At 69.5% G+C, this 23,192-nt stretch carries 16 protein-coding genes; 5 read left to right on the forward strand and 11 right to left on the reverse strand.

What is annotated here, in order from left to right:
- The first annotated feature begins 78 nt into the window (after positions 1–78).
- A complete protein-coding gene (locus tag IPI67_15025; protein MBK7581508.1) occupies positions 79–273 on the forward strand; it encodes a hypothetical protein in 195 nt (64 codons plus the stop codon).
- A gap of 139 nt (positions 274–412) precedes the next feature.
- Here the strand turns inward: IPI67_15025 and IPI67_15030 are convergent, their stop codons facing one another.
- The 6 genes from IPI67_15030 to IPI67_15055 all read right to left on the reverse strand — a co-directional run bounded on the left by IPI67_15030 (position 413) and on the right by IPI67_15055 (position 9,256).
- Positions 413–1,309, reverse strand: a complete 897-nt coding sequence (locus IPI67_15030) for a DUF58 domain-containing protein (GenBank protein ID MBK7581509.1) — start codon at positions 1,307–1,309, stop codon at positions 413–415.
- 3 nt (positions 1,310–1,312) lie between these two features.
- Positions 1,313–3,034 (reverse strand): ABC transporter permease, encoded by a 1,722-nt coding sequence (locus IPI67_15035; protein MBK7581510.1) that lies wholly within the window; start codon positions 3,032–3,034, stop codon positions 1,313–1,315.
- On the reverse strand, positions 3,031–4,155 hold the full coding sequence (locus tag IPI67_15040) for an ATP-binding cassette domain-containing protein (GenBank protein ID MBK7581511.1): 1,125 nt from the start codon (positions 4,153–4,155) through the stop codon (positions 3,031–3,033). The genes IPI67_15035 and IPI67_15040 overlap by 4 nt, the downstream gene beginning before the upstream one ends.
- 98 nt (positions 4,156–4,253) lie before the next feature.
- A complete protein-coding gene (locus tag IPI67_15045; protein MBK7581512.1) occupies positions 4,254–6,353 on the reverse strand; it encodes a hypothetical protein in 2,100 nt (699 codons plus the stop codon).
- Positions 6,350–7,390, reverse strand: coding sequence for an AAA family ATPase (locus IPI67_15050; GenBank protein ID MBK7581513.1), 1,041 nt, complete (start codon positions 7,388–7,390; stop codon positions 6,350–6,352). Before IPI67_15050 ends, IPI67_15045 begins: the two co-directional genes overlap by 4 nt.
- Before the next feature lie 54 nt (positions 7,391–7,444).
- Complete coding sequence (locus tag IPI67_15055; protein MBK7581514.1) at positions 7,445–9,256, reverse strand: hypothetical protein; 1,812 nt, start codon at positions 9,254–9,256, stop codon at positions 7,445–7,447.
- A gap of 169 nt (positions 9,257–9,425) precedes the next feature.
- Here IPI67_15055 and panB point away from each other — a divergent pair, with 169 nt between their 5' ends.
- Positions 9,426–10,322 (forward strand): 3-methyl-2-oxobutanoate hydroxymethyltransferase, encoded by an 897-nt coding sequence (gene panB, locus IPI67_15060; GenBank protein ID MBK7581515.1) that lies wholly within the window; start codon positions 9,426–9,428, stop codon positions 10,320–10,322.
- A 1,472-nt stretch (positions 10,323–11,794) separates the two neighbouring features.
- Positions 11,795–12,019 (forward strand): hypothetical protein, encoded by a 225-nt coding sequence (locus IPI67_15065; GenBank protein MBK7581516.1) that lies wholly within the window; start codon positions 11,795–11,797, stop codon positions 12,017–12,019.
- A 30-nt stretch (positions 12,020–12,049) separates the two neighbouring features.
- On the opposite strand, the gene IPI67_15070 is transcribed toward IPI67_15065, so the two are convergent.
- The 3 genes from IPI67_15070 to IPI67_15080 all read right to left on the reverse strand — a co-directional run bounded on the left by IPI67_15070 (position 12,050) and on the right by IPI67_15080 (position 16,431).
- Complete coding sequence (locus tag IPI67_15070) at positions 12,050–13,705, reverse strand: sulfatase-like hydrolase/transferase (protein ID MBK7581517.1); 1,656 nt, start codon at positions 13,703–13,705, stop codon at positions 12,050–12,052.
- 108 nt (positions 13,706–13,813) lie between these two features.
- On the reverse strand, positions 13,814–14,923 hold the full coding sequence (locus IPI67_15075; protein ID MBK7581518.1) for an S-(hydroxymethyl)glutathione dehydrogenase/class III alcohol dehydrogenase: 1,110 nt from the start codon (positions 14,921–14,923) through the stop codon (positions 13,814–13,816).
- Between the two features lie 26 nt (positions 14,924–14,949).
- Entirely contained in the window at positions 14,950–16,431 is a 1,482-nt protein-coding gene (locus IPI67_15080) for a hypothetical protein (protein MBK7581519.1), read from the reverse strand.
- Between IPI67_15080 and IPI67_15085 the strand changes: the two genes are divergently transcribed.
- Positions 16,324–17,211, forward strand: coding sequence for a pantoate--beta-alanine ligase (locus IPI67_15085; GenBank protein MBK7581520.1), 888 nt, complete (start codon positions 16,324–16,326; stop codon positions 17,209–17,211). The two genes, IPI67_15080 and IPI67_15085, sit on opposite strands and share 108 nt — an antisense overlap.
- Before the next feature lie 20 nt (positions 17,212–17,231).
- Entirely contained in the window at positions 17,232–17,858 is a 627-nt protein-coding gene (tmk, locus tag IPI67_15090; protein MBK7581521.1) for a dTMP kinase, read from the forward strand.
- A 10-nt stretch (positions 17,859–17,868) separates the two neighbouring features.
- Here tmk and IPI67_15095 read toward each other — a convergent pair whose 3' ends face one another.
- On the reverse strand, positions 17,869–18,633 hold the full coding sequence (locus tag IPI67_15095) for a hypothetical protein (GenBank protein ID MBK7581522.1): 765 nt from the start codon (positions 18,631–18,633) through the stop codon (positions 17,869–17,871).
- A gap of 588 nt (positions 18,634–19,221) precedes the next feature.
- A complete protein-coding gene (locus IPI67_15100; protein MBK7581523.1) occupies positions 19,222–23,067 on the reverse strand; it encodes a protein kinase in 3,846 nt (1,281 codons plus the stop codon).
- Between the last annotated feature and the right edge of the window lie 125 nt (positions 23,068–23,192).

Genomic DNA, 23,192 nt, shown 5'->3' on the forward strand with positions numbered 1-23,192 from the left:
CGTCTTGACGAACTCGGTATGAATGGATGAAAGTGTGTTCACCCTGCTCATACATTGAGCTGATACGGAGAACAGATCATGGCGGCTAAGAAGAAGGCATCGAAGAAAGCAGCAGCTCCGGCGGCAGCGCCCGCAGCAGCAGCACCGGCAGCGGCTCCGAAGAAGAAGGCGCGTCGCAAGAAGAAGGCGGCCAAGAAGGGCGCCAAGAAGGCAGCCAAGAAGGCAGCCCCGGCAGCGAAGGCGAAGAAGAAGGCGCGTCGCAAGAAGAAGTGAGCTCGTCTCGGTGCCGAGCCGCTGGGTTCGCCCGGCGGCTTGGTGCAGAGGGGAGCCTGCGGTACAGGGCGCGATGGCCACTGGCGTCGCGCTCCTACCGTATCTCACGTTCGGTCGTCCGTGGCCTCGCGGCCCGCGATCAGTCGATAGAGCGTGAGACGAAACGCCTGACGGCACCTTCCAGTGCTTCGTCGGTGCCGACCCGCACGTAGCTGGCACCGTGGCGACGCGCCCACGCTCGCAGCTCTTCGACCAGACCTGCGAAGCGCAGCACGTAAGCTTCGATGGTGCTCGCGTCCATCGTGATGTTCAGCGTCTGGCCCGACTCGGCATCCAGGAGCTCGTAGTCACCCTCGAAATCGGGCTCAATTTCCCGGCGATCGACGACTTGCATGAGCACGACGTCGTGGCCTGCAACCACGGCCCGTGTCAGCGCTTGGGTCACTGCACCAGCGTCGAAGAAATCGCTCAGCACGACCAGCATGCCGGGACGCGCCGACATGCTGAGCACCTCGTCGACCGAGCGGGCGAGCTCGACGCGACCAAGGGGTGTGTCTTGGCCGAGGTCCTTCAACAATCCAGCAAGCCCGCCGCGCCCGCGCCGCGCCGTGGCTCGACGGGACACGCCGGTGGTGCTCTCGCGCCCGCCTGCCACCAGCACCTGGGCTCGTTGTGAGCCGGCCAGCGCCATGTAGCCGATGGCCGCGCCCAGCCGGCGAGCCACCTCGATCTTGGGTGGGTCGCCGAACTCGAGCGAGGCCGAAGCATCGACCAGCAGTCGAACCACCACGTCCTCTTCGGCCCGGAAGAGCTTGACGACGGGCTGACCGGTGCGAGCGAACGCCAGCCAGTCCACGCGACGCAGATCGTCCCCGGGTTCGTAGTACCGATGCTCCTGGAACTCCGCGGAGCCACCTCGGCGCTTGGCGGCGTGCTCACCGGACGCGCCGGAGCGAGCACGCACCTCGAGCCTGCGGCGCAGCGCCTCGAGCTCGCGGACGAACTCCGGATCGAGGAGGCCTGCCGAGACACTCACGGGTCAAGCCTCCACTCGGTCGCCGGCTTCCGCGGGCGGCGCATCCGAGGCCTGACGGTTCGCGGACTGATCCTCGGCCGCGAGCATGGCGTCCAGCTCGCGCTGGGACTTCTGATGCTCCCGAATGATCTTGCGCGTGCGGCTGGCGGCGCCGCCGAAGAGGCCCAAGCCGAGCAGCGCCCAGCCGGCGGCGCAGGCCGCACCCGCGGCCAGCACCAGATCCCGCTCGACCGAGGTGCTGCCGATTTGTTTGAGCATTACGAATACATACGTGGGGGACGGGGAGGCGAACACGAACGCGCTATCGCTGCCGTCGGTGAGCACGCCCGCCACGGCCATCAGCAACCACGGGCCGGCGGTGGTCAAGAACAGCACGGCCACGAGCAGCGCGCGGGGCACGCTGGTCGTGGAAGAGCGGGCGCGGGAGAAGGCGCCGAAGCCAGCGAGGAACAGGCAGTAGGCCGCCAGGTAGCCGCCGAACGTGATGACCCGCAGCGCGTTCTCTTCAGCGTCGGGCGCCCCGGCGTGGAGCTCGAGCACCACGCCAACGGCCACTTGCAGTGCCAGGGCGCCAGTGCCCATGAACATCAAGAGCGACGCGGCGCGAGTGACCCCGGGCCCGAGGTAACGCCGGACCGGTCCGATCTTCTGCCGGTCCCAGTGGATCAGGACACGCCGGGACGGACCGAGGGGCTCACCGGCGAAAACGAACGCCATCACGATCAGGAACACGAACGTCAACGACAGCGCGATGGCGACCGCGGCCCACTTGTCGGTGGGGACGGTGAAGGCCGGCACGACGCTGGCGACAGCAAACACCGGCGCTGCAACCAGGAACCAACGGCGTACGCCGCTCGACCGGTCGTCGCTGACGCCCGCCATGTTTGCGACCGTGATCTCGTAGAGGAACCACGCCGGCAGCGCGACGGTGGCGAGCGGTGCCACAACCAGGAAGGCCAGGTACTCGAGACCGAAGTCGGCGCGCACGTAGGCGGTGGGCAACCAGACCGGCGCGCCCCGGGGGATGGCCGGCCAGAGATCGTGCACCGCGACCGACAACGCCACGCCACCCAGGAGGTAGATCAACAGCGAGAGCGGGATGGCGATGAGCAGCGTGACCACGATGGCCACCGCGGTGCTCGAGAACTGCGAGCTGATGCTGAGCCCAAAGGCGACCGACAGCACCCCAAAACAAAACAGCAGGGCAAACGCGGCCAGGACCTCGGTGGCGCTCACGCCGCCGAACAAGAAGGGCAGCGCCCCGACCGGGACCAACATCACGATGTAGAGCGAGATGTAGCTGACCGAGGCCAGGAACTTCCCCTGGGCGATGGTCGACGCTCCGAGCCCCGTGAGCGACAGCGCCTCCCAGGTGCGGCCCCCGCGTTCGCTGGCGATGGTGCTGGCGGCCACGGCCGGCGCAATCCAGGTGACCACGGCGAAGGCCAGGGAGAAGAAGGTGTGAAACAGCGCCACCCCGACCTTCGCAGGCTCGGTCGACACGCTTGCGACGCCGCCCACGGCGCACATCAAGAGCGCCATCAGGCCGGTGATGATCGCCAAGATGATCGGGGTGCGACCCAGGCGGGCCGCCTGCCGCATCTCGCGCATCCAGATCGGGTTGGGATCGTTGCGGAGCCGCTCCATGCGGATGCGGGCGCGGTCGATGCGTCGCGACGAGGGCGGGGCGTCCGCCAGCGCGGCACGACCAGTCTGGGCGCTCACTGCAGATCTCCCTTGGTGACTTCCAGGAAGATGCGCTCGAGCTCGTTGCGTTCGGGCTCGACGCCGACGATGCCAACGCCGCTCGCGACCAGGTGGCGTACGACGTCTGCGACGAAGCGCTCGTTGCCGACGTAGTAGACCGTGAGCAGGCCCCCTGGCCCGGGTTCGACCCCGAGGATCCCGGTGCCTCCAGCGATCAGCGGTACGACCGCGCGCGAGTCGCCGAGCACCCGCAGGCGCAGGCGTTTGCGCGTCGAGGACGGGATCTCCGCGCCGCCGGCGGTGATCACCGGCTGGTTGATGGCGGGCATCGGGAAAGGAGCCGCGGCGTCGGCGCTGGTTGGAGCGCCCGCGCTCGCGCCGGGATCGGTCGCCTCGCCGGCTGCGCCTTGCATGGGAGCCCGGACGGACGCGGGTGCTGGCACGAAGGCCTGGACCGTCCGCGGCACACTCTCGTCCCCGGGGTTCAGACCGACGGCCCCGGCGCGCCGCTGCTCCTCCAGGCGTTCGGCGATCTCCCCGATCGGCCCGGCGATGACCAGCCTGCCGCGTTCCAGGATGCCGACGGAGGTGCACACGTCACTGAGCTCGGTGAGGATGTGGCTCGAGAGGAAGATGGTCTTGCCGAGCTCCCGGAGCTCCAGCAACAGATCGCGGATCTCGATGCGCGCGCGGGGATCGAGGTCGCTAGCCGGTTCGTCCAAGATCAAGATCTTGGGATCGTGGAGCAAGATGCGGGCGAGCCCGAGGCGCTGTTTCATGCCCTTGCTCAGGGCGGCGACCAGGCGATCTTGCAGGTTGCCGAGGTCGGTCAGCTCGATCACCGCGTCGACGACACCGATGTTGGCCACGCGGTAGGCGTCGGAGAAGAACTCCAGGTACTCGCGCACCGTGATGCGGTCGTAGACCCCGGCGTGGTCCGGCATGTAGCCGATGATTTTTCGCACCTCGTCGGGATCGACCGAGACGTCGGTGCCGTCGATCTCCACGCGACCGGCCATTGGATCCAGCAACGTCGCCATGATGCGAATGGTCGTGGTCTTGCCGGCGCCGTTCGGTCCGATGAAGCCGAAGATCTCGCCGTGCCCCACCTCGAAGCTCACGTCCCGGAGCACGTCCATCGAGCCGTAGCGGTGCCACAGATGGCGCACTCGAATCGCGGGCGGGTCGTAGAGTCCGCCGCCCGCGCTCGGTCCCGGAACGATCAAGCTGGCCGAGGTCACGGAACCCCCCCGACCCCGACCACACGGATCAGCACGCGGTCCATGTCCATGGCGAGGCCCGAGTCGCGCGTCTTGCCTTCGCCGCCCTCGAGCTGCCCGATGAGGATCGGTGCGTCGTCGGGCCACCAGTTGACGTTGTTGTCGATCAGCTCGTCCAGGGCCTTCCAGGCCTCGCCCGCGCCCTTCACGTCCGACTCGATGGTGGGGGCAAACTCGATGGCGTCGAGATCTCTGAGGTTGAGCGTGCCGAGGAATCGGCGACGGCCAATCTTCTTCGGCAACGGGCGCCCTGCCGACGCAAGCACACTCTCGCCGTCCTTGATGCGGGGGAAATAACTCACACCCTCGACCGGGCGCCAGACCAGCACCCCGATCAGATCCCGGGCCGTGCGGTTCTTGACCTCCACGTCCGTGCCGCGCTCGACCAGGCTCACGCCGCCTCCCAACGAGGTGAAGCCGTCCTCGCGCACGATCAGCGTCTGCCAGGGTTTGGCCTGGAACTTCTCCAGGCGTGCGCCGTCACGGTCGACCACCAACTCGCGAGAGGTCTCGCTGGCGTCGTCGCCGGCCACGTCGAGAACGTTGCCTCGATCCGAGGCACGCACCAGCAACTGCTCGGCGGCCGAGGCGTAGAAACCTCGGAAGCGGGTGATGCTGCCGCGGGTCATGCCCGCGCCGACCTCGATCAGCGACAAGTGGCGCGCGCGTCCTGTGACCCCCTTGGCGAAGGCGCCGAGCACGACGATGGAGGCCATCGTGGCGCCGGACCAGATCGGCAAGTGCCAGAGCGCGCGCAGCGGTCGACCCTTCTTCGACGCGAGATAGAAATTCAGCGGCCCTGCCAGCATCGCGTAGACGATCAACAGCAAGAGGGCGACGACGATGGCCCAGCGGGCGCCTTCGTTCGGATCGAGTTGTTTGCGGATGCCGTCGACCGCGCCGGTATCGAGGGCGGTGGCTGCGTGGGGCAGCGCGATGGAGACCTGGCGATCCCAGGCGTGGCGGACCAGCTCGGCGATCTTGAACCGGGCCCACTCGTCGCTCGCCGCCGGATCTCTCGTCGCGTCGAAGCCGAGCAGCGTCAGCTCGCCGAGGCCGTAGCTGGCCGTAGCGCCCCACGGGCTCGGGTGAAGATTGCCGCCGCTGTAGCCCACGAGCTTGGCCTTGACGTCGTCGCTCGGCGCCGCGCGCTTGAGGATGTTGCGGGGCGCGTAGCCGTAGCTGCCGCCGGAGTCCATGGGCACGACGAACTCGGCCTCGGCGCCCAGCCGCGCCGGCGCCGCGGTTGCCTGGATCACCGCGCCGACCATGGCAGCGAGGCTCGGTGAGCGAAGATCTTCCGGGCGCGAGATGGCCACGGCAAGCGAGCCGCCACCGATCACCCAGTGGGTGAGGGCGTCGAGCTCGGAGCCCTGCAGCGCGGCGAGCTGGTCGCTCTTGCACAGGACCAGGGTGGCCGAGGCGTAACCCGCGGACCGATCCGGCAAGATCGGCTCTCCCGTTGCGCCATTGACCTGCGGCGACGAAACGCCGAGGGTCGGCGAGCTCGAGCCGTAACCCGAACGCAGGCTCGAGGTGTGTTGTGCGGCGATGTGCATGCCGCGCACGCCCGGTCCAATTCGGGTCGGCAGGGTCAGATCGAGCAGCGTGGGCTCGAGGGGGCGCGGATCCGGCAGGTCGACGAACCCGAGCACCGCACCCTTGGTGTCGAACGCCTTGAGCCGAAGCTGGGGTGGCGTCCCCATGAAACCGTGGGTCGGAAGCTGGAGCGTGACCCGCGCCTTGCCTGCGATGGCAAACGGAGCGCGGGTCCGCAGGCGTTGTTCGGCGCGGCTCCACGCGAGCTCGCTCGTCAGCTCGACATGACCCTCGATTTGCTGATCCGTGTTGTTGACGATGCGGACCACGGTGGTCAGCCAGCGTTCGCCAGCGGGTGACCCGGGTCCGAGTAGCGGAACGGCGTCGAGCAAGAGCGCGGGAGCGAGCGTGGGGCCGGGGGGCTCGCCGGATGCGGTCGGCGCCTGGGCATGTGCAGTCAGGGTCGAGAAGAGCAGCGCGACCCAGCACAGAAGTGCGCGAACCGAGCGGAGCGTCATCGACTGCCTTGCACGGCCTGCTCGACCGCACCGGGCCGTGTGGGGACACAACGCGTCAGCTCTTCCACGATTTGATCCGTCGTGACGCCGTCGGCTTCGCCTTCGAAGCTCAGGATCATGCGGTGACGAAGCACCGGTGGCGCAACGCGCTGAATGTCGGTGAACGCGACCTGAGCGCGCCCCTCGAGCAACGCGAGCGACTTGGCGGCGAGCACCAAGGACTGACCACCGCGCACGCCGGCGCCGTAGCGCAAGCCCCGCTTGACGATCTCCGGCGCGGCGGGCGCGTCCGGCACACTCGCGGCGACGAAGCGAGCAGCGTAGCGCAGCACCGGCTCCGCCACGGCGATGTCGCGGCACAGGGCCCGAAGCGACAACACCTCGTCTCGGTGCAGCACACTCCTCGGCGGCTCGACCTGGTGGCCCGTCGTGCGGGCCAGGATCGAGGTCATCTCGTCCTCGGAAGGGTTCGGGACCAGGACCTTGAGCAAGAAGCGATCGAGCTGCGCCTCGGGCAGCGGGTAGGTGCCCTCCATCTCGATGGGGTTCTCGGTAGCAAGGACGAAGAACGGCTGGTCCAGCACATGCCGTGTGCCTGCGATGGTGACGGCGTGCTCTTGCATCGCTTCGAGCAGCGCGCTCTGAGTCTTGGGGGTCGCGCGGTTGATCTCGTCGGCCAAGATCACCTGACCGAAGATCGGTCCCCGGTGCAGCTCGAAGCGTCCGGTGGCGCCTCCCGTCGAGTCCATCACCAGCACGTTGGTCCCCGTCACGTCGCTTGGCATCAGATCCGGCGTGAACTGGATGCGCGAAAAATCGAGCTCCAAGCTCGAGGCGAGGGTGCGAACGAGCAAGGTCTTGCCCAGCCCCGGCGCGCCCTCGAGCAGGACGTGACCGCCCGCGATCAGGCCCCAGAGCACCTGGTCGACGACCGCATTCTGGCCGACGATCACGGTGCCGATGGCCTCGCGCAGCCGAGTGGATGCCTCGCGGGCTTGGGCGAGGCGCGCCTCGAAGCTCTGGATCGGGTCTGTCATGGCCGGGACTGAAGGCTAGTCGGATTCGCCGCGGACGTCCCCTCGTGTCGAGCCCTACGGCTGGAAATATCGGCCGACTTGCTCGCGGTATTCCTCCGGAACTTCCGAACCCTCGACGCCGCCGAGCTCCGAGGGCCCAGCCTGGCCGAGGGCGCCGGTGCCAGCTTGGTTTGCGGTCTCACCCGGACGCGCCGGCGCCCGGCCGAGCGTCGTGCCCTGCATCGGTGCACCGGGATTGAGCTTGGCGCCGGCCTTCGAGCGCAGTCCCTTTGCCTCCAGCTTGGCGGTGTTGCCCGCGTGGTCGCCGGTGCCTTCGTCCTTGTGGCTGCCCGGTCCGCCCTTGCCGGCCTTGTCGCCTTTGCCCGGTCCGCCCTTGTCGCCCTTGCCGGCCTTGTCGCCTTTGCCGAGGCCTTGTCCGCCCTCGCCCTCGGTCGGCACCGGCGTCATTCCGCCGAGCCCGCGTTCGGCCTCGGCGCCACCGCGATCCGCGTCGCCGAGTCCCTTCTCTCGCTCGCCCTCTTTGCTCGCGTCGGGTTTCGCCAGCTCCTTGAGCTGCTCCTCGAGTTGTTTGCGTCCCTCCGGCGTGCCGAGTCGTTTTGCCAGATCTTCGATCTGGTCCTTGCTCATCGGGTTGCCGCCCTGTTGTTCTTCGAGCTGTTTGCTCAGGCGCTCCGCGAGGCGCTTGCGCTCGTCGTCGCTCATGCCCTCGAGGGCCTTCTCCAGGGACTCCGCCAGGCGCTTCTGAGCCTCGGGGCTGCCGCTTTGCCCGAACTCTTCCAGATCCTTTTGTGCCTGTTCACTCAGCTTGCCGCGCATGGCCTTGCCCAGCTCGCGCAACGCCTCGGCCTTGGCCTCGCGTTTGTCGAACAGCTTCTGCTGCTCCTCGAGGGCCTTGGCTAGATCTTCCGACCCCTTCTCGCGAGCGGCCTTCTCCGCCTCTTTCAGCGCCTGCTTGGCCAGCTCGCGATCCTCTTTTTCGGCTCGGTTGGCGAGCTCCTGCATCTTCCTGTCGAACTCGACCAGATCGCCGTCGCCCAGGGCCTTGGCGGCGTCCTTCGTGCTCTTGTTCTCGGCGAGCTTCCCGACCGCGGCCTCCAGACCCGGGCGGTTCTTTTGATCACCGAGCTTCAGTCGCTCCGCCGCGACGTCATCTCGCAGCTTGGCGATCTTGGCTTGGGCCTCGCGCTTCTCCATGCCCTTGCCCAGATCGGCGCGCAGCTTCTTGGCCTCCTCCGCGATTTGCTTCAAGCGTTCGCGCTGTTCAGCGCTGCGCGCGTCGAGCCGCTCGAGGTTCTCGATCTTCTCGAGCCCTTTCAGATCCGCGAGCTTGATCAACGACGAACCGGGCGGGGGTGGTGGGGCAGGGGGGGCTGGCGGTAGGGGGATCAAACACAAAAAGACCAGCGCGCCAGCGCCGAGCGGAGCCAGGGCGTGGATCCAACCGAGCACGCGGGGGCGCGCGCGTTTTGGATCACCGCGATCGAGGGCGTTCGCCGCGTCGCCGAGCACCACGGCCCGCGCTTCGTCGGCGGACTCAGCGCCGGCGCGCAGCTCGAGGGCGGTGCTGATCGCCTCCTTCGACTCGAGGCGCGCGTCGAGATAGAGCGCGACGTCGGTGTCACTCCAGCGCCGGCGATTCGTGACCAAGAGCGCGGCGAGCACACCCACGAGGCCGAGGGCGGCGGCGAGTGGCCGGAACGAACCAAAACGTTGCCACCACAGTCCGGCGGCAACGACCGCGGACAGGAGCGAGCCGATCGCGAGACCGGTGAGCATCGAGCGGGCCGCGAGCCTGATTCGTACGCGGCGTGCCCAGCGCTGGAACAGCCGCTGAAAGCGGCCGAGGTCGGGTTCGGCTGAGGCCATGAGGTCCTATTCTGGGGTCTTCCCCCGATTCTTTCTACGCACGAGGAGGGGACAAGCGTCCCGCGGCTCGATCGGCCTTCTGGCCGATGGCCGTTTGCAGGGGTTTTTGCGCCATTGCGCCGAGTTGGGCCCGCCCTCGTCGGCGCGGCGTTAGGCTGCCGCCGCCGCCATGAAACCCCCCGACAAGGTCACGGTCCCCATCCTGCGCGCCCGCAAGGGCGCGGGGCCGAAGATCGCGATGGTCACCGCCTACGACGCCACCCTTGGACGACTGCTCGACGAGGGCGGCGCCGACATCCTTCTAGTGGGCGACTCACTCGGCATGGTGGTGCAAGGGCACAGCAACACGCTGGGTGTGACGGTCGAGGAGATTTGTTACCACGGCCGCGCGGTGGCCCGGGCGGTTCGGCGCGCGCACCTGGTCGGCGACATGCCGTTCATGAGCTTTCAAGTGTCGCCGGAGAAAGCACTGGAGAACGCCGGGCTGATGCTCAAGACCGGTGGCTTCGAGGCGGTGAAGCTCGAGGGCGGTGCGGTGGTGGCGGAGCAGGTGCGGCGGATCGTCGAAGCGGGCATCCCCGTGATGGGTCACGTCGGGCTCTTGCCGCAGTCGGTCCACGCGATGGGAGGGTTCCGCGTTCAGGGCAAAGGTGAAGACGCTGCGGCGGGTGTGCTCGCCGACGCAAAGGCGCTCGAACAGGCGGGTGCTTACTCCATCGTGCTCGAAGGGCTGCCGGCTCCGGTCGCGCGGCGCATCACCGAAGCGGTCGGCATTCCCACGATCGGGATCGGCGCGGGGCCGGACTGTGATGGGCAGGTCCTCGTCTGTTACGACTTCCTCGGCATGTACCAGGACGTGCAACCGAAGTTCGTCAAGCGCTTCGCGGAGCTCGGTGACGCGGTGGTGGCAGCGATGCGTGACTACGTGGCCGAGGTTCGATCCGGCGCGTTTCCGAGCCCGGCTCACAGCTTCGGGATGGGCAAATCGCACGCGACAGGCGAGGCGACCGGTGCACGCCCGGTGGTGGTCTCGGAGCCGCCCGGTTACGGCCCGACAGAAGACTGAGGCTCGCATGCGGCCATCCCGCGACGCCGATCCGAGTCACGCCGAGTACCTCCGGCAGCGCCCGGCGCTGTTTGGCGCGTACGAGCGGCGCTCGTTCTATCTCGAGATGCGCGATGCCACGCGGATCGCCATCGATGTCTGCCTCCCGCGCGGGCTGGGTGGTGAGCGCATCCCGACGATTCTGCGTCAGACCCGCTACTTTCGGCGCTTTCGCGTGGCGCCTCCGCTCAGGCCGCTGCTCGATGAGCTGACGCTCGATCCGATGAACGGCTCGATGCGCCGGCTGTTCCCTCGGGGGGCCCCGGGGGGGGGGCGGGGCCCGGGGCCGTTGGGGCGGGGGGGGGGGGGGGAAAACGGGCGGGGCGGCGCCCGGCGCCGCGACGGGGGAGCTCGTCGAGGAGAGGGGCGCGCGCGCGGCGGGGGGGCGGCGCCGGGGCGGGGCCGACGCAGGCGCGGGGGCGCCGGCGACGGCGCCCACGCGGCGCCGGGGGGGCGGGCCGGGCGGGCCGCCGCCCCGGGGCCGGCCCCCGGGCCGGCGGGGGCCCGGCGGGCGCGGGGGGGGCCACAGAGGGGGGCCCCCCCCGCCGGGGCACAAAAAGGAGAAGCGCCCCCGGGCGCAAACCCCGGGGGCGCGGGAGCCGAGGGCCCCGGGGGGGCCCGGGAGGAGAGAAGGGCCCCGCCGGGGGGGCGCGCGGGGGCGGCGCGCGGGGGCTGGGAGCCCCGGCGCGCCCGCCCCCGCCGGGGGGGGCGGGCCGCCCGCGCGGAGGGGACGGCCCGGCGGGGCCCCCCGCGGCGCTGCGCCCCCCCGCGGGGGGAAAAGGAGGGGCGGGCGGGGGGGGGCGGGCCCCGAGAACGCTCGGGAACGGAAAAGAGAGCACCCCCCCCCCCCAACCGGGGAAGGAGAAGGGGCCCCCCCTGGGGGGGGGAGCGAGGGGGGGCGGGCCGCTAAACGGAGGGGCAGGGTCACGGGGGGGGGCGGGCAGCCGAGGGCGCGGGGGGGCGGGGCGACGGGGGGCCCCCCCCCGCGCCCGCCCCCGATCCCGCCCCGGAGGGCCCGGCCGGGGCGGCCCCAAGGGCGGTGGTTGCGCCGCCGAGCGGGGGCTTGTGCCCCCCCGCGGGGGGGGGGGGGGCGGCGGACGGCGGCGCGGCACGGGGGGGCGGGGGGCGGAGGCGCCGGCCGGGGCGGGCCCCCGGCTTTGGCGGGGGCGGCCGCGGAGGGGGCGAGGGGGGAGGGGCGCGGGGACGGGCGCGCCCGGGGGGGCGCGGGGCGGGCGGGGGGCACGCCGGGGGGGGGGCGGCCGCGCGAGCGGGGGGCGGGGGGGGGCAGGCGGGGACGGCGGGGCGGGGGGGGTCTCCGCGGGGGGGGGGGGCGGGGGGGCCGCCGGCGGGCGGGGCGGGGGGGGGGGGGGCGGAGGGGGGCCGCCCGGGGACCCGCGGGCCGCCCCCGTCGAGGGGGAGGGGAGCCCCCGCGAGTGAACGCGACCTTCCTGCGTCGCGATGCGCTGGTCGCTGCGGTCGGAGAGCGACTCGAACACGTGATCGAGCTCCTGCCCTTGGCGTTTCGTTTTGCCCGCGGCTCGCGTCTGCGCCTGTGTCTGGGCGCGGCGGACGTCGACCATTTCACGACTCCTGGCCCGGCACGCGTGACCTGGCGAATCGAGCGTGGGGGCTCGCGGCTGCTGTTGCCGGTGCTCTGACTCGTGTTTCGCCGGAGAGGGCGAAACACGTCAGGTCGGCGCCGCGACGGGCAGCGGCTCGCGCCGGGCGGGGGGCAGGTGCTCGCGCAAGTCCGCCAGGAGCTCGTCGCGCCGCGCCCGATACTCGGGCTCGCCGAAGCGATTTTCGAACTGATGAGGATCGGCGTTCAGATCGTAGAGCTCACCTTCGCTGCCGTCGAAGCGCGGGATCTCGCAGCCACGACCCCAGATCGGCCAGTACAGTGAGAACTTGCCGCCCTGGTCTCGGGTGCTCGGCAGGTAACGGGTGCACAGCTGCCCGTCCCGATAGATCGTCTCGAGGTGCATGCCCACGCGGGCAAACTGACTGTCGAACGTGGTGATCACCCGCTCGCGCTTCGAGCCGGAGGTCTGCGGCAGCGTCGCACCCTGCATCCAGTCGAGCGTGCCGAGGCCCGCTACCTCGGCGAAGGTCGGCGCCAGATCGACGTGTCCCACGGGCTCGGTGATCTCCGCGGGGGAGATGCCCAGCGACGGCGCCGGGCGCCAGAACAGCGGGATGTGGAGCAAGGACGTGACGTGATAGGGCCCCTTGAAGAACAACCCCAAGTCCCCCTGCAGCTCGCCGTGATCCGAGGTGTAGAAGATGTCGGTGTTTTCGTCGACGCCGCTCTCGACCAAGAGGCAGAGCACTCGCTTCACGGCGTCGTCGATCAGCTCGTTCTCGACGTGGATCATCGCGTGCATCTCGCGCAGGGCGTCGTCACTCAATGCGCCCGGGCGAAATGCCGTCGGGCCGCCCTCGGGATTCGTGAAGCGACCCTGCCACCACATGCGCCAGTGGGCGGGCTTCTTGGCCAGCACACGCTCGATGTCAGCGCGCGCCGGGCGCCCCGGCGGTAGCGCCAGGTCGCGCCAGTCGATGCGCCGCCTCACCTCCGACAGCGGCGGATCGAAGGGATGGTGCGGATCCGGGAAGCTCATCCAGCAGAACCAGCGCTGCTCGGGCGTGCGTGTACGCTCGCGCAGCCACGCCAGCGTGCGCTCCGCCACCCAGTCGGTGTGGTACAGCTCCCGCGGGATGGGATTGTGGGCCACCTCGGGCGCACCGGTGTCGCCGCCGCCCATGCCGGTCAGCACCGACGAAAACCCCGCGACCATCTCCGGGTGCTGGCGCCGAATGAAGTCCGCGTAGTGGTGGCCGCCGATGGGCCCGTGGGTGGCTAGCTCGAGATGCTCGAAGCCGTGCCAGCGGCCCGAGTGCGGACGGGCGGCCAGCTGATTCTCGGTGTAGCGCAGGGTCGGATCGAGATGCGGATCGAAGTGGGCCTTGCCGATCAGCGCGGTGCGATACCCGGCGCGCGCCAGGGCCTCGGCGACGCTGGGTGCGTCGTCCGGCAGCCGGATGCCGTTGGCCACGACGCCATGTGTGCGCGGATGCTGCCCGGTCAACATCGTGGCTCGCGACGGCATGCACACGACGTTTTGCACATGCGCTCGACGGTAGTTGATGCCGCTCCGGGCCAGAGCGTCGAGCGTCGGCGTCTTCGCGACGCGACCGCCGTTCACCCCGAGCGCGTCGTAGCGCTGTTGATCCACGGTGATGAACAACACGTTGCGACCGGTGGTCGATGCCGGCGTCGAGGCGCGCGGCGCGGGCGCCCTGCGCCCTTCCAACCGGGCTTGAGCACGCCGCAGCGCCAGCATCGCCCCCGTGACGTGCACCAGTGCGCGCGCGCCCCGCTCGATCACGCTCATGGGCCGAGTAGCGCCGAGGCCTCGGGCTCTGTCAAGCGCGAGCGCTGTGACACGCCCTCAGTAGGTGACGACCGTACGGATGCTCGTGCCGGCGTGCATCAGCTCGAACGCTTCGTTGATGCGGTCGAGGGGCAGGGTGTGGGTGATCAGGCTGTCGATGTCGATCTTGCCGTCCATGTACCAGTCGACGATCTTGGGCACGTCGGTGCGGCCGCGGGCTCCGCCGAACGCGCTGCCGCGCCAGACACGGCCGGTCACGAGCTGGAAGGGTCGCGTGCAGATCTCCGTGCCCGCAGGCGCTACCCCGATGATGATCGACTCACCCCAGCCCTTGTGACAGCACTCGAGCGCCTGCCGCATCAAGTTCACGTCTCCCACGCACTCGAAGCTGTAGTCCGCGCCGCCGCCAGTGAGGTTCACCAGGTGCGCTACCAGATCGCTGCCGAGCTCCTTCGGATTGACGAAGTGGGTCATGCCGAACTTTTCGGCGACCGCACGCCGGGCCGGGTTGATGTCGACGCCTACGATCATGTCGGCGCCGACCAGGCGAGCGCCCTGCACGACATTGAGGCCGATGCCGCCGAGGCCGAAGACCACCACCTTCGACCCGGGTTCGACCTTGGCCGTGTGGATCACGGCGCCGATGCCGGTGGTGACACCGCAGCCGATGTAACAGACCTTGTCGAAGGGCGCGTCGCTCCGGATCTTCGCCACCGCGATCTCCGGCAGCACCGTGTGGCTCGCGAACGTGCTCGTGCCCATGTAGTGATAGAGCGGCTGGCCGCCCGAGGAAAACCGACTCGTGCCGTCCGGCATCAGACCCTTGCCTTGGGTCGCGCGGATGGCCTGGCACAAGTTGGTCTTGGGATTCAGGCAGTACTCACACTGGCGACACTCGGGGGTGTAGAGCGGGATCACGTGGTCGCCGGGGCGCACGCTGTGCACGCCGGCCCCGACCTCGAGCACGACACCCGCGCCCTCGTGGCCGAGGATGCTCGGGAAGATCCCCTCGGAGTCCTTGCCGCTGAGGGTGTACTCGTCGGTGTGACAGACACCGGTTGCCTTGAGCTCGATCAGGACCTCGCCGGCGCGTGGGCCGTCGAGCTCGACGCTCTCGATGCTGAGGGGTTGGCCAGCTGCGCGGGCGACTGCGGCGCGGATCTGCATGCTGTTCTCCGGAGGATTCAGGCTCGTTAGGGTTTGGCGGTCGCGACGGTCAGGTCGTCGACCCAGAACGACTGCGCGACGGGCGAACCGTCGCCGATGTACGGCAGGACGGCGAACTGGTTGAAGGCGAGGGTGGGGTGGGCGTTCGTGCGCATCAAGATCTTGTCGGATTTGATCAACGTCACCCCGTCCTGAACCCAGCGGATCTTGCCGTCGGCGACTCCCTTGCCACCCACGATGGAGTTCATCGCGAAGTAGACCTCGACGAAGTGCCAGTCGCTCTTCAGGTTCGGCCCCGCCGCGTCCACGAAGGCGTTGGGGCTCGACCAGCTGCGTGAGCTGTACCAGGTGCCATTGCCGTTCGAGAAGCAGTCTCGGCCTTGGAGCTCTCCCAGGAGGCCGTTGCACGCACACACCGAGCGGTTCTCGGTGAAGGGATAGGTCGAGAAGCTGCCGCTGCAGCCGTTGAAGCTGTCGTCGTTCTTCAGGATGCAACCGAGGTCGACGTTCTTGCTGTCTTGCAACGCCAGGAGCGCCTTGCCCTGAACGACCTCCATGTAGGTCGTGAGGTAGGTGTGCGAAGGCCCGACCCACTGATCATCCAGGTCGTTGATGAAGTGGAACATGTGCGGGTGATAGGCCTTGCCAGAGCCTTGCCAGTTCTGGCCGAACTTGAGCCAGAAGCTCGCGTAGACCGTCGGGCTGGCGGTGAGCTTGTGGCGCGCGGGTTTGCCCGCGGTGCACGTCGTCGCACCCTTGGCGAACGCACACTCGAACGAGCTGGTGCTGCCAGGCGCGTGCTCGGTCGCGCTGATCGTGCCTTTCGAACCGTCGTACCAGCCGCGCGCGGTGAAGTTTTCGTCAGCGAACTTCTCTTGAAACAGGATCGTTCCGCCGCCGGGAATGTCGGTATTCGCGCCGCCAGTGCCGCCGGTGTTGGCGCCGCCGCCTCCACTCGCGCCGCCACTTCCGCTCGCGCCGCCACTTCCGCTCGCGCCGCCACTTCCGCTCGCGCCGCCACTTCCGCTCGCGCCGCCGCTTCCGCCCGCGCCGCCGCTTCCACTCGCACCGCCGCTTCCGCTCGCGCCGCCGCTTCCGCCGGTGTTGGCGCCGCCGCTGCCTTTGCCGCCACTTCCGCCGCCGCTACTGCCGCCGCTGCCGGGCTTGCCGTCGCTTCCCCCATCGTCACCGCAGCCGCTGGCGCCAAAAGAAACCAGCAGCGCGACGAGCCCCATCGAGATGTGCCGCATCACAGTAAGGGACCACATCGAGGGTGAGCTCGACAAGCTCCGGCGTTTTCTGCGGCGTTCTGCCGGGACGCGCGCAGCCAGCGGGGCGCGTGCGCACCCGATCATGGTCATGGCCGCCGCGTCGAAGCTGTGCATGAATCCGCGCTCCCGATGCCTCCCGAGATCCGCCGAACCGTCGCCGAGTTTCGCGCGCACTGCGACCACGTCCGCGGCCAGGGTCGCCGACTCGGGCTCGTGCCAACCATGGGTGCGCTGCACGATGGGCATCTCGCCCTCGTGCGGGAGGCCGGCCGGCGTTCGGACGAGGTAGCGGTGACGATCTTCGTCAACCCAACCCAGTTCGGGCCCAAGGAGGACTTCTCGAAGTACCCGCGCACGCTGGCCTTGGATCTCGAGAAATGCGCGTCCGCCGGCGCATCGGTGGTCTTTGCGCCGGACGTGTCCGAGATGTACCCCGGCGGAGAAAAGACGCGCGTGCGGGTCGACTCGCTCACCGATCACCTGTGCGGGAGCTCGCGGCCCGGGCACTTCGAGGGCGTGACGACCATCGTCGCGAAGCTCTTCGCCGTGGCGGGGCCGTGTGTCGCGGTGTTCGGGCGCAAGGACTACCAACAGCTGAAGGTAATCGAGCGCATGACCCGGGATCTGCTCCTGCCCGTGGAGATCGTCGGGCACGCTACGGTGCGGGAGCCGGACGGACTCGCGCGCTCGTCGCGCAACGCGTACCTGTCGGCTGACGATCGCCAGCGAGCGGTCGTGCTGTCGGCTTCCCTCAGCCAGGCGGTGCGGCGATTCGCGGCGGGCGAGCGCAGCGTGTCGCGGCTGCGCAAGCCGGTGGAGGAGGCCATCGTCGCCGCGGGGCTCAGGCCGGACTACGTGACCTTGGCCGATCCAGAGCAGCTCTCTCCCATCGCGGACGATGCGCTTGCTGGTGAGCGGGCGCTGCTGGCGCTGGCGGTCTTCTGTGGCCCGGCGCGCCTGATCGACAACGTGGTGCTGGGAGAGGACCCGCCTCCGACGCCCGGGGCGTCGTCGTGACCTTTCAGCGCGGACACTTCATCGTTCTCGAGGGTATCGATGGCGCGGGCACGACCACCCAGCTCCAGCTGCTCGGGATGGCGCTCGAAGCGCGCGGGCTGGCCGTGCACAAGACGCGTGAACCGAGCGACGGCCCCGTGGGTAAGTTGATTCGGCAGTACCTGCGCCACGGCCTGACGCTCGAGAGCGGCGAGCCACGTCCGGTGAGCTGGGACACGATGGCGCTGCTCTTTGCGGCCGACCGAGTCGATCACGTGGCCAGCGAGATCGAGCCGGCGCTGGCCCGCGGGAGCTGGGTGCTCTCGGATCGCTACGATCTGTCGAGCCTCGCCTATCAGTCGGCGACCGCGCCGAGCGGTGACGTGGTGGCGTGGATCCGAACGCTCAACGCTCGCGCCATGCGCCCGGACTTGACGTTGGTCCTCGATGTGCCACCGGAGCTCGCCGAGGGTCGACGGGGCGCGCGCGGAGGGGCCGAAGAGCTGTACGAAAAGGCCGAGCTACAGCGGCGCTTGGCGCAGGTCTACGCCGGGGCAGCGGAGCTGATTCCGGGCGATCGGATCGTGAACGTCTCCGGCGAGGGAACGCGCGAAGAGGTTGCGGCACGAGTGCTCGGCGCAATCGACACGGCGTTCGGCTGCCCATGATGCGAGCGGGTCAGTCGCACGCCCAGCAGATGAACTCGTTCTCGCCGTTGAACGGGTAACTCTCGGCGCAGCCGGCGTTGTGAAAAAGCTTCGTTCCCTTCGGGTCCGTCTCCGTGACGTGGACCGTGGTCGGCGCGAAGCTCTTGCAGTACGTGAGCTCCCCGACGGTGCAGCCGCTGGAGCACGCCGGGTCGGTCTTCCAGTCCGTGCCTGGCACCTTCTGGACGTTGACCTTGCCACACCAGGTCGCAAAGCGTCCCACCTCCTTGCAGCTAGCTGGGTTCACGCAACCACAGGAGGGTGCGCCACCCGAGCCGCCGGCTCCACCGGTCGCGCCGCCCGCACCGCCTGTTCCACCGGTTGCGCCACCCGAGCCGCCGGCTCCACCAGTTGCGCCGCCCGCACCACCGGTTCCGCCAGTTGCGCCGCCCGCACCACCTGTTCCGCCAGTCGCGCCGCCCGCACCGCCTGTTCCACCGGTTGCGCCACCCGAGCCGCCGGCTCCACCGGTTGCGCCGCCCGCACCACCTGTTCCGCCGGTTGCGCCGCCCGAACCACCGCTGCCGCTCACGCCGCCGCCGCTGCTAGTGCCACCCGGGCCCGCGTCGCCTCCCGGTACGACACAGCGGTTGCTCGTGACGTCACACACGTAGCCTGAAGCGCAGGGGCAGGCCTTGCCCTCGACATCGACACCGTCCACGGTGCAGCCGGCCACCCAGACCGCAAGCAGCCATCCTGCACCCGTCAGCGCCCGCACCCCGGGATTGTCACTCACGTCGGCCTCGGACGCCACCGTCGAAGGAAAATCGCTGACTCTCCCTCATCCCGTCACCCTGCGCAGTGCGGCCTCGAAGCGGGCATGCCTGGCGAGCAGTTGAGTCGCCTCGGTCTCACTTGCTCCGCCCTTGCCACGCACGCGCCCCGTTTGGGGGACAGGGCTCGGGGATCCGCAGTGGGTTTCGGATCTCCGGGACCAGCTCGAAGCGCTCGTTCTCGAGCGGCTCGGGCTGAAAATACGGCGGGCGCCCTCCGATTTCGATCTCGGCGCGGGCACTGCCTGGTTGACTCGCGGTGAACCGGATGGGGATGTCGCAGGGCGATCACCTGGCGCGTGGCAGCGAGCACCTCCGCGTCATCGGGGTAGGCGCGCAAGAACTCGAGCAGCTGGCAGAGTTCGGGCAACGCGCCGTTCGGCGCTCGAGTCTCACAGCTGGCGTCCATTCACCGCGAGCTCGGGCAGTAGCCGCTTCTTCTCTCGCCGCGCGCGAGGCCGAAGTCGGGGTTTGGGGCGCAGCCCCAACGTAAAGGTCCTAGAACACGAGCAGCGCAAGCTGATCGGTGTTCTAGGCTCGGGGGCATTGGCTCATCTCCTGCCGAACGTTCGCGCGTGTTCCGGCACGTCGTCCAGGAACGCGCGGCGTAGCTCCGGATCACTGATCTGCTCCGCCAGCTCGCGAACGCGGGCTTCGGCAGCAGTCAGGGCGAGCTTGGCGCGCTCGAGCTCACCGACGCCACGGAGCGCGTCCACCCAGGCCAGGCGCACCATGAGCTCGCCCTCCTCGACTCCGACGCTCTCGAGCAGCTCCATGGCCTCGCGCGCTCTCTCCAGCGCCAGCGTGAGGTCACCTCGCACGAGCGCGACCCGAGCACCGACCGCCAGGGCGTAGGCGCGCACCCGACCCAGGCTCGAGGAGCCGGCCGCCGCCGCTTCAGCCTCGGTCTCGGCCGCTTCGAGTTGGCCCAGCTCGAGCAGGATCCAGCCGAGATACGCGCGTGACGCCGCAGCCATGCGCACGTCGCCGAAGCTGCTGAACGCGTCGACCGCTTCCCGTTCGACGAGCTCCGCTTCAGGGAGTCGGCCGCGGCGCATCAGGACCAGGCCCAGGTTGTTCTTGGCCATCGCGCTGGCGTTGTGCAGACGCAGTTCGTTGGCCGTCGCGAGTGCCTCGCGCAGGTGTCGCTCGGCCGGTTCGTACAGGCCGAGCAGCGACTCTGCGTAGCCCAGGTTTACGCGCTGCAGTGCTGCCGTGCGCACGTCGCCCGCGGCGTCGAGCTGCTCCACCGCAGCCTGCGTTCGGCTCAAGCACTCCGCCAGGTCACCGACGTGCCCGGCACGGGTGGCGTGCGCGCGGTTGATGGCGGCAGCGAGCAATGGGTCGGTGCCCCCCACCTCGGGCGCGTCTTCCACGCGCGCGAGCAGCCGTGCCGCGAGCTCGAATGAACCCGCGTTGAACGCCTGAACCGCCGCCTGGGCCAGCGCAAGCTGGTGGGCGCGGCGGGTAGCCGGACTGGGCGCGACCCGCACCAACTGCTCAGAGAGACTCGAGAGGCGATCCAGGCTGCCGAGCCTGCCCGCGGCGGCGACGACCTCGCGCGCTGCGCGGCACCAGAGCGGCGAGCCGGGTGGGAGCGCGTCGAGTGCCTGGGCCCCGGCGCGTTCCGCCTCGGCGTTTTCCCCCCGCCACTGATGCGCTGCGGCCTTCACCCAAGACAGACCACCGAAGAGGACCGCGTCGGCGTCGCCGGCGGCGTTGCAGGCAATGCCGCGATTGGCCCGCGTGATCGCGGCCTCGAGATCGTCGGCGTGCAGCGCCGCGATGGCGGCTCGCTCCCACCAGGGGCCTGCGCTGGCGGGGCTCTGGCCGCGCTCGAAATGCTCGGCGAGCATGCCCGCGTCGGTTTCACCCGCCTGCTCGAGCCACTGTGCAGCCAGGCGATGTCCGATGGCGTGATCGCGCTCGGTCAACGTTGCGTAGGCGCCCTCCCTCACCAGAGCGTGACGAAAGACCAGCTCCCGCTCTCCGGGAAATCGGCTCTCGCTGCGCGGGCTGAAGAGCTCCCGCTCCGACAGCACCTTCAGCCACTCGCCGAGCCGCTCGGCTTGGTTGTCCCCACCGAGCAGCGCAAGCACTCCGCCCTCCCAGAACGCTTGACCAAAGACACTCGCAGCACGCATGACCTGTCGCGCCTCGGGTTCCAGCGCTTCGAGTCGCGCTTGCACGGTCGCGAGGACCGTCTCTGGCATATGCTCGCTGCCTCGCTCCGACACCGAGCGCGCGAGCTCTTCGAGATAGAAAGCGTTGCCGGCGGCGCGGTCCACGATTTGTTTCACCGTCGCCGCGGACACGTCATCACCCAACGCCGAACGGACCACACGTTCGCTGGCGCGCCGCGTGAGCTCGAGCAGCTTGAGCTCGCTGAGCCCGCGCTCGGCGAACAAGCGGGGGAAGATGTCGTGAACCTCCGGGCGACCCAGCGCGAGCAATAGCAGCGGACGCTCCGCGAGGGCGTCCAGCGCTGCGTCGAGATACTTGATGGTCGGCAGATCGCCCCACTGCAGATCCTCGAGCACGAGGGTGAGCGGCGCGGCCTCGCACTCCGCGCGCAGGAAATCGATCCAAGCGCGCAAGGTCTGGTCGTGCATGAGCTGGGCGCTGTCCCGCGCCATGGCCAGCGCCCCATCGGGGTCCGCCTTCAGTCCCGCGACCTCGCCCAGGAAGGCGGTCACCCGCGCGACCTCGGCGCTCGCCACCCGCTCTTTGACGCGGGTCTCGAGCGCCTCGCGCTGCACCTCGACGGGGTCGCCATCGCGCATGCCGGCGGCGCGCCGGATCAACTGGCCCAGCATGCCGAACGCCGAGCCCGCGCTCATCAGCTCGCCGCGGGCGATCCACACGCGAGGTGGTTCGTCGCGGGTCTCGAACAGCTTCAGCAGCTCGTAACGGATGCGCGATTTTCCGACCCCCGCCGGCGCTGTCACCAGCACGGCGCGGGCGACGGACTCGGACACACACTCGTCGAAGAACGCGAGCAGCGTCGCGAGCTCCCGCTCTCTGCCAAAACACGGCACCGCCCGACCGAGCAGCTTGCGCACGCCGGGGGACACCGCGTGTTCGCCGACGAGCTCCTGTCCTTCGGCGCGGCTGCGCACGTCGAGCTCGGGACCGAGCAGCCCTGCCGTTGCGTCGTCCAGCCACACACTGGGCAGCGTGAGCGTCTCCGCGCGAGCGAGCAGCGTGATGCCACGATCCACCAGGTCGCCGGTGGGTTTGCCCTTGCCGAGCACCTCCCCGCCGGACACCACCACGATGTGTGACTCCGGGAGCGCGGCCCTGAGCGCCAGCGCGCAGCGGGCGCCGCGCTGGGCGAGGTCACTCGCCTCGGGTGTGCCCAGGAGCACGGCGATGGCGAGGTCTTCGCCCAAGATTTCGACCCGGACGTTGAAGCGGTCGAGCACGGCGTGAACCACGCTTGCATGCGCCGCGATCACACTCTGAGCGAGGGTGACCTCCGGGTCGCCGAAGGCGGAGAGCCGAGCCATCACCAGGCACATCAAGCGCCGCTCGGTGGTCGTCAGTCCTTCACTGAAGGCCAGGCGCTCCGACAACGGTCCGCCCTCCACGAGCGTCGCGAGCAAGAGATCGATTTCCCGCGTGACCAGGCTCGCCTGCTCGGGTCGGTTCTCGGCGGCCTTGGCCAACAGGTGCTGGACGAGGCCGTCCACCTCCGGCGGGACGTCAGGGACCAGCTCGACCAAGCGGGGGGCGTCTTCCAGCAGCAACTTCAGGACAACGCCGATGGCGTCGTCGCCGATGAACGGTGGACGTCCGGCGATGCAGCTGAACATGATGGCGCCCAGCGCAAACAGGTCGGCGCGCGAGTCGATGCCCCCGGCGCTGCGCGCTTGCTCCGGCGCCATGAACGACGGTGTACCCAGCATGGCGCCGGTGCCCGTGATGGCGTGGGTCTGGCGCACGCTGCGAGCCAGGCCAAAGTCCAGGAGTTTTACCCGCGTTATTTCGCCATCGACCAGCATGATGTTGCCGGGCTTCACGTCGCGGTGCACCAGCCCGCGCGAGTGAATGGCGCCGAGGGCGTCGGAGATGTGGCGCGCCACGGTCAGGGTCTGCACGAGCGTCAGCGGGGCTCGCTTGAGGCGGTCCGCAAGTGTCTCGCCCTCCAGCCACTCCATTGCCAGATAGAGCTGGCCGTCGTCCGCAACGCCGTGCGCCACGTAGCGCACGACGTCGGGGTGACTGATGCCGGCCAGGACCTGGGCCTCACGCAGGAAGCGCATGGGTTCGAGCTCGTCCCCGCCGTGCAAGACCTTCAGCGCCACGTCCTCCCCGGTCACTTTGTCCCAGGCCTGATAGACCACTCCCGCGCCACCCGCGCCCACTCGGCGCCTGACGTCGAAACGGTCGCTCACGCGGATCTGCACGCTCACAAACGCACGAGCCTAGACGCAATCAGTCCCTGACGCGAGGCCATCTATGCTTTAGAACACCGATCAGCTTGCGCTGCTCGTGTTCTAGAACACTTACGTTGGGGCTG

This window comes from Myxococcales bacterium, assembly GCA_016706225.1.
GTDB lineage: Bacteria > Myxococcota_A > Polyangia > Polyangiales > Polyangiaceae > JADJKB01.

Bases quoted from the DNA above. Each gene is read 5' to 3' on its own strand.
- IPI67_15040 (MBK7581511.1), bottom strand. From the start codon at position 4,155: ATGGACGTGCTCCGGGACGTGAGCTTCGAGGTGGGGCACGGCGAGATC.
- IPI67_15050 (MBK7581513.1), bottom strand. From the start codon at position 7,390: ATGACAGACCCGATCCAGAGCTTCGAGGCGCGCCTCGCCCAAGCCCGC.
- IPI67_15085 (MBK7581520.1), top strand. From the start codon at position 16,324: ATGCCTCCCGAGATCCGCCGAACCGTCGCCGAGTTTCGCGCGCACTGC.
- IPI67_15025 (MBK7581508.1), top strand. From the start codon at position 79: ATGGCGGCTAAGAAGAAGGCATCGAAGAAAGCAGCAGCTCCGGCGGCA.
- IPI67_15055 (MBK7581514.1), bottom strand. From the start codon at position 9,256: ATGGCCTCAGCCGAACCCGACCTCGGCCGCTTTCAGCGGCTGTTCCAG.
- IPI67_15075 (MBK7581518.1), bottom strand. From the start codon at position 14,923: ATGCAGATCCGCGCCGCAGTCGCCCGCGCAGCTGGCCAACCCCTCAGC.
- panB (MBK7581515.1), top strand. From the start codon at position 9,426: ATGAAACCCCCCGACAAGGTCACGGTCCCCATCCTGCGCGCCCGCAAG.
- IPI67_15070 (MBK7581517.1), bottom strand. From the start codon at position 13,705: ATGCTGGCGCTGCGGCGTGCTCAAGCCCGGTTGGAAGGGCGCAGGGCG.
- IPI67_15045 (MBK7581512.1), bottom strand. From the start codon at position 6,353: ATGACGCTCCGCTCGGTTCGCGCACTTCTGTGCTGGGTCGCGCTGCTC.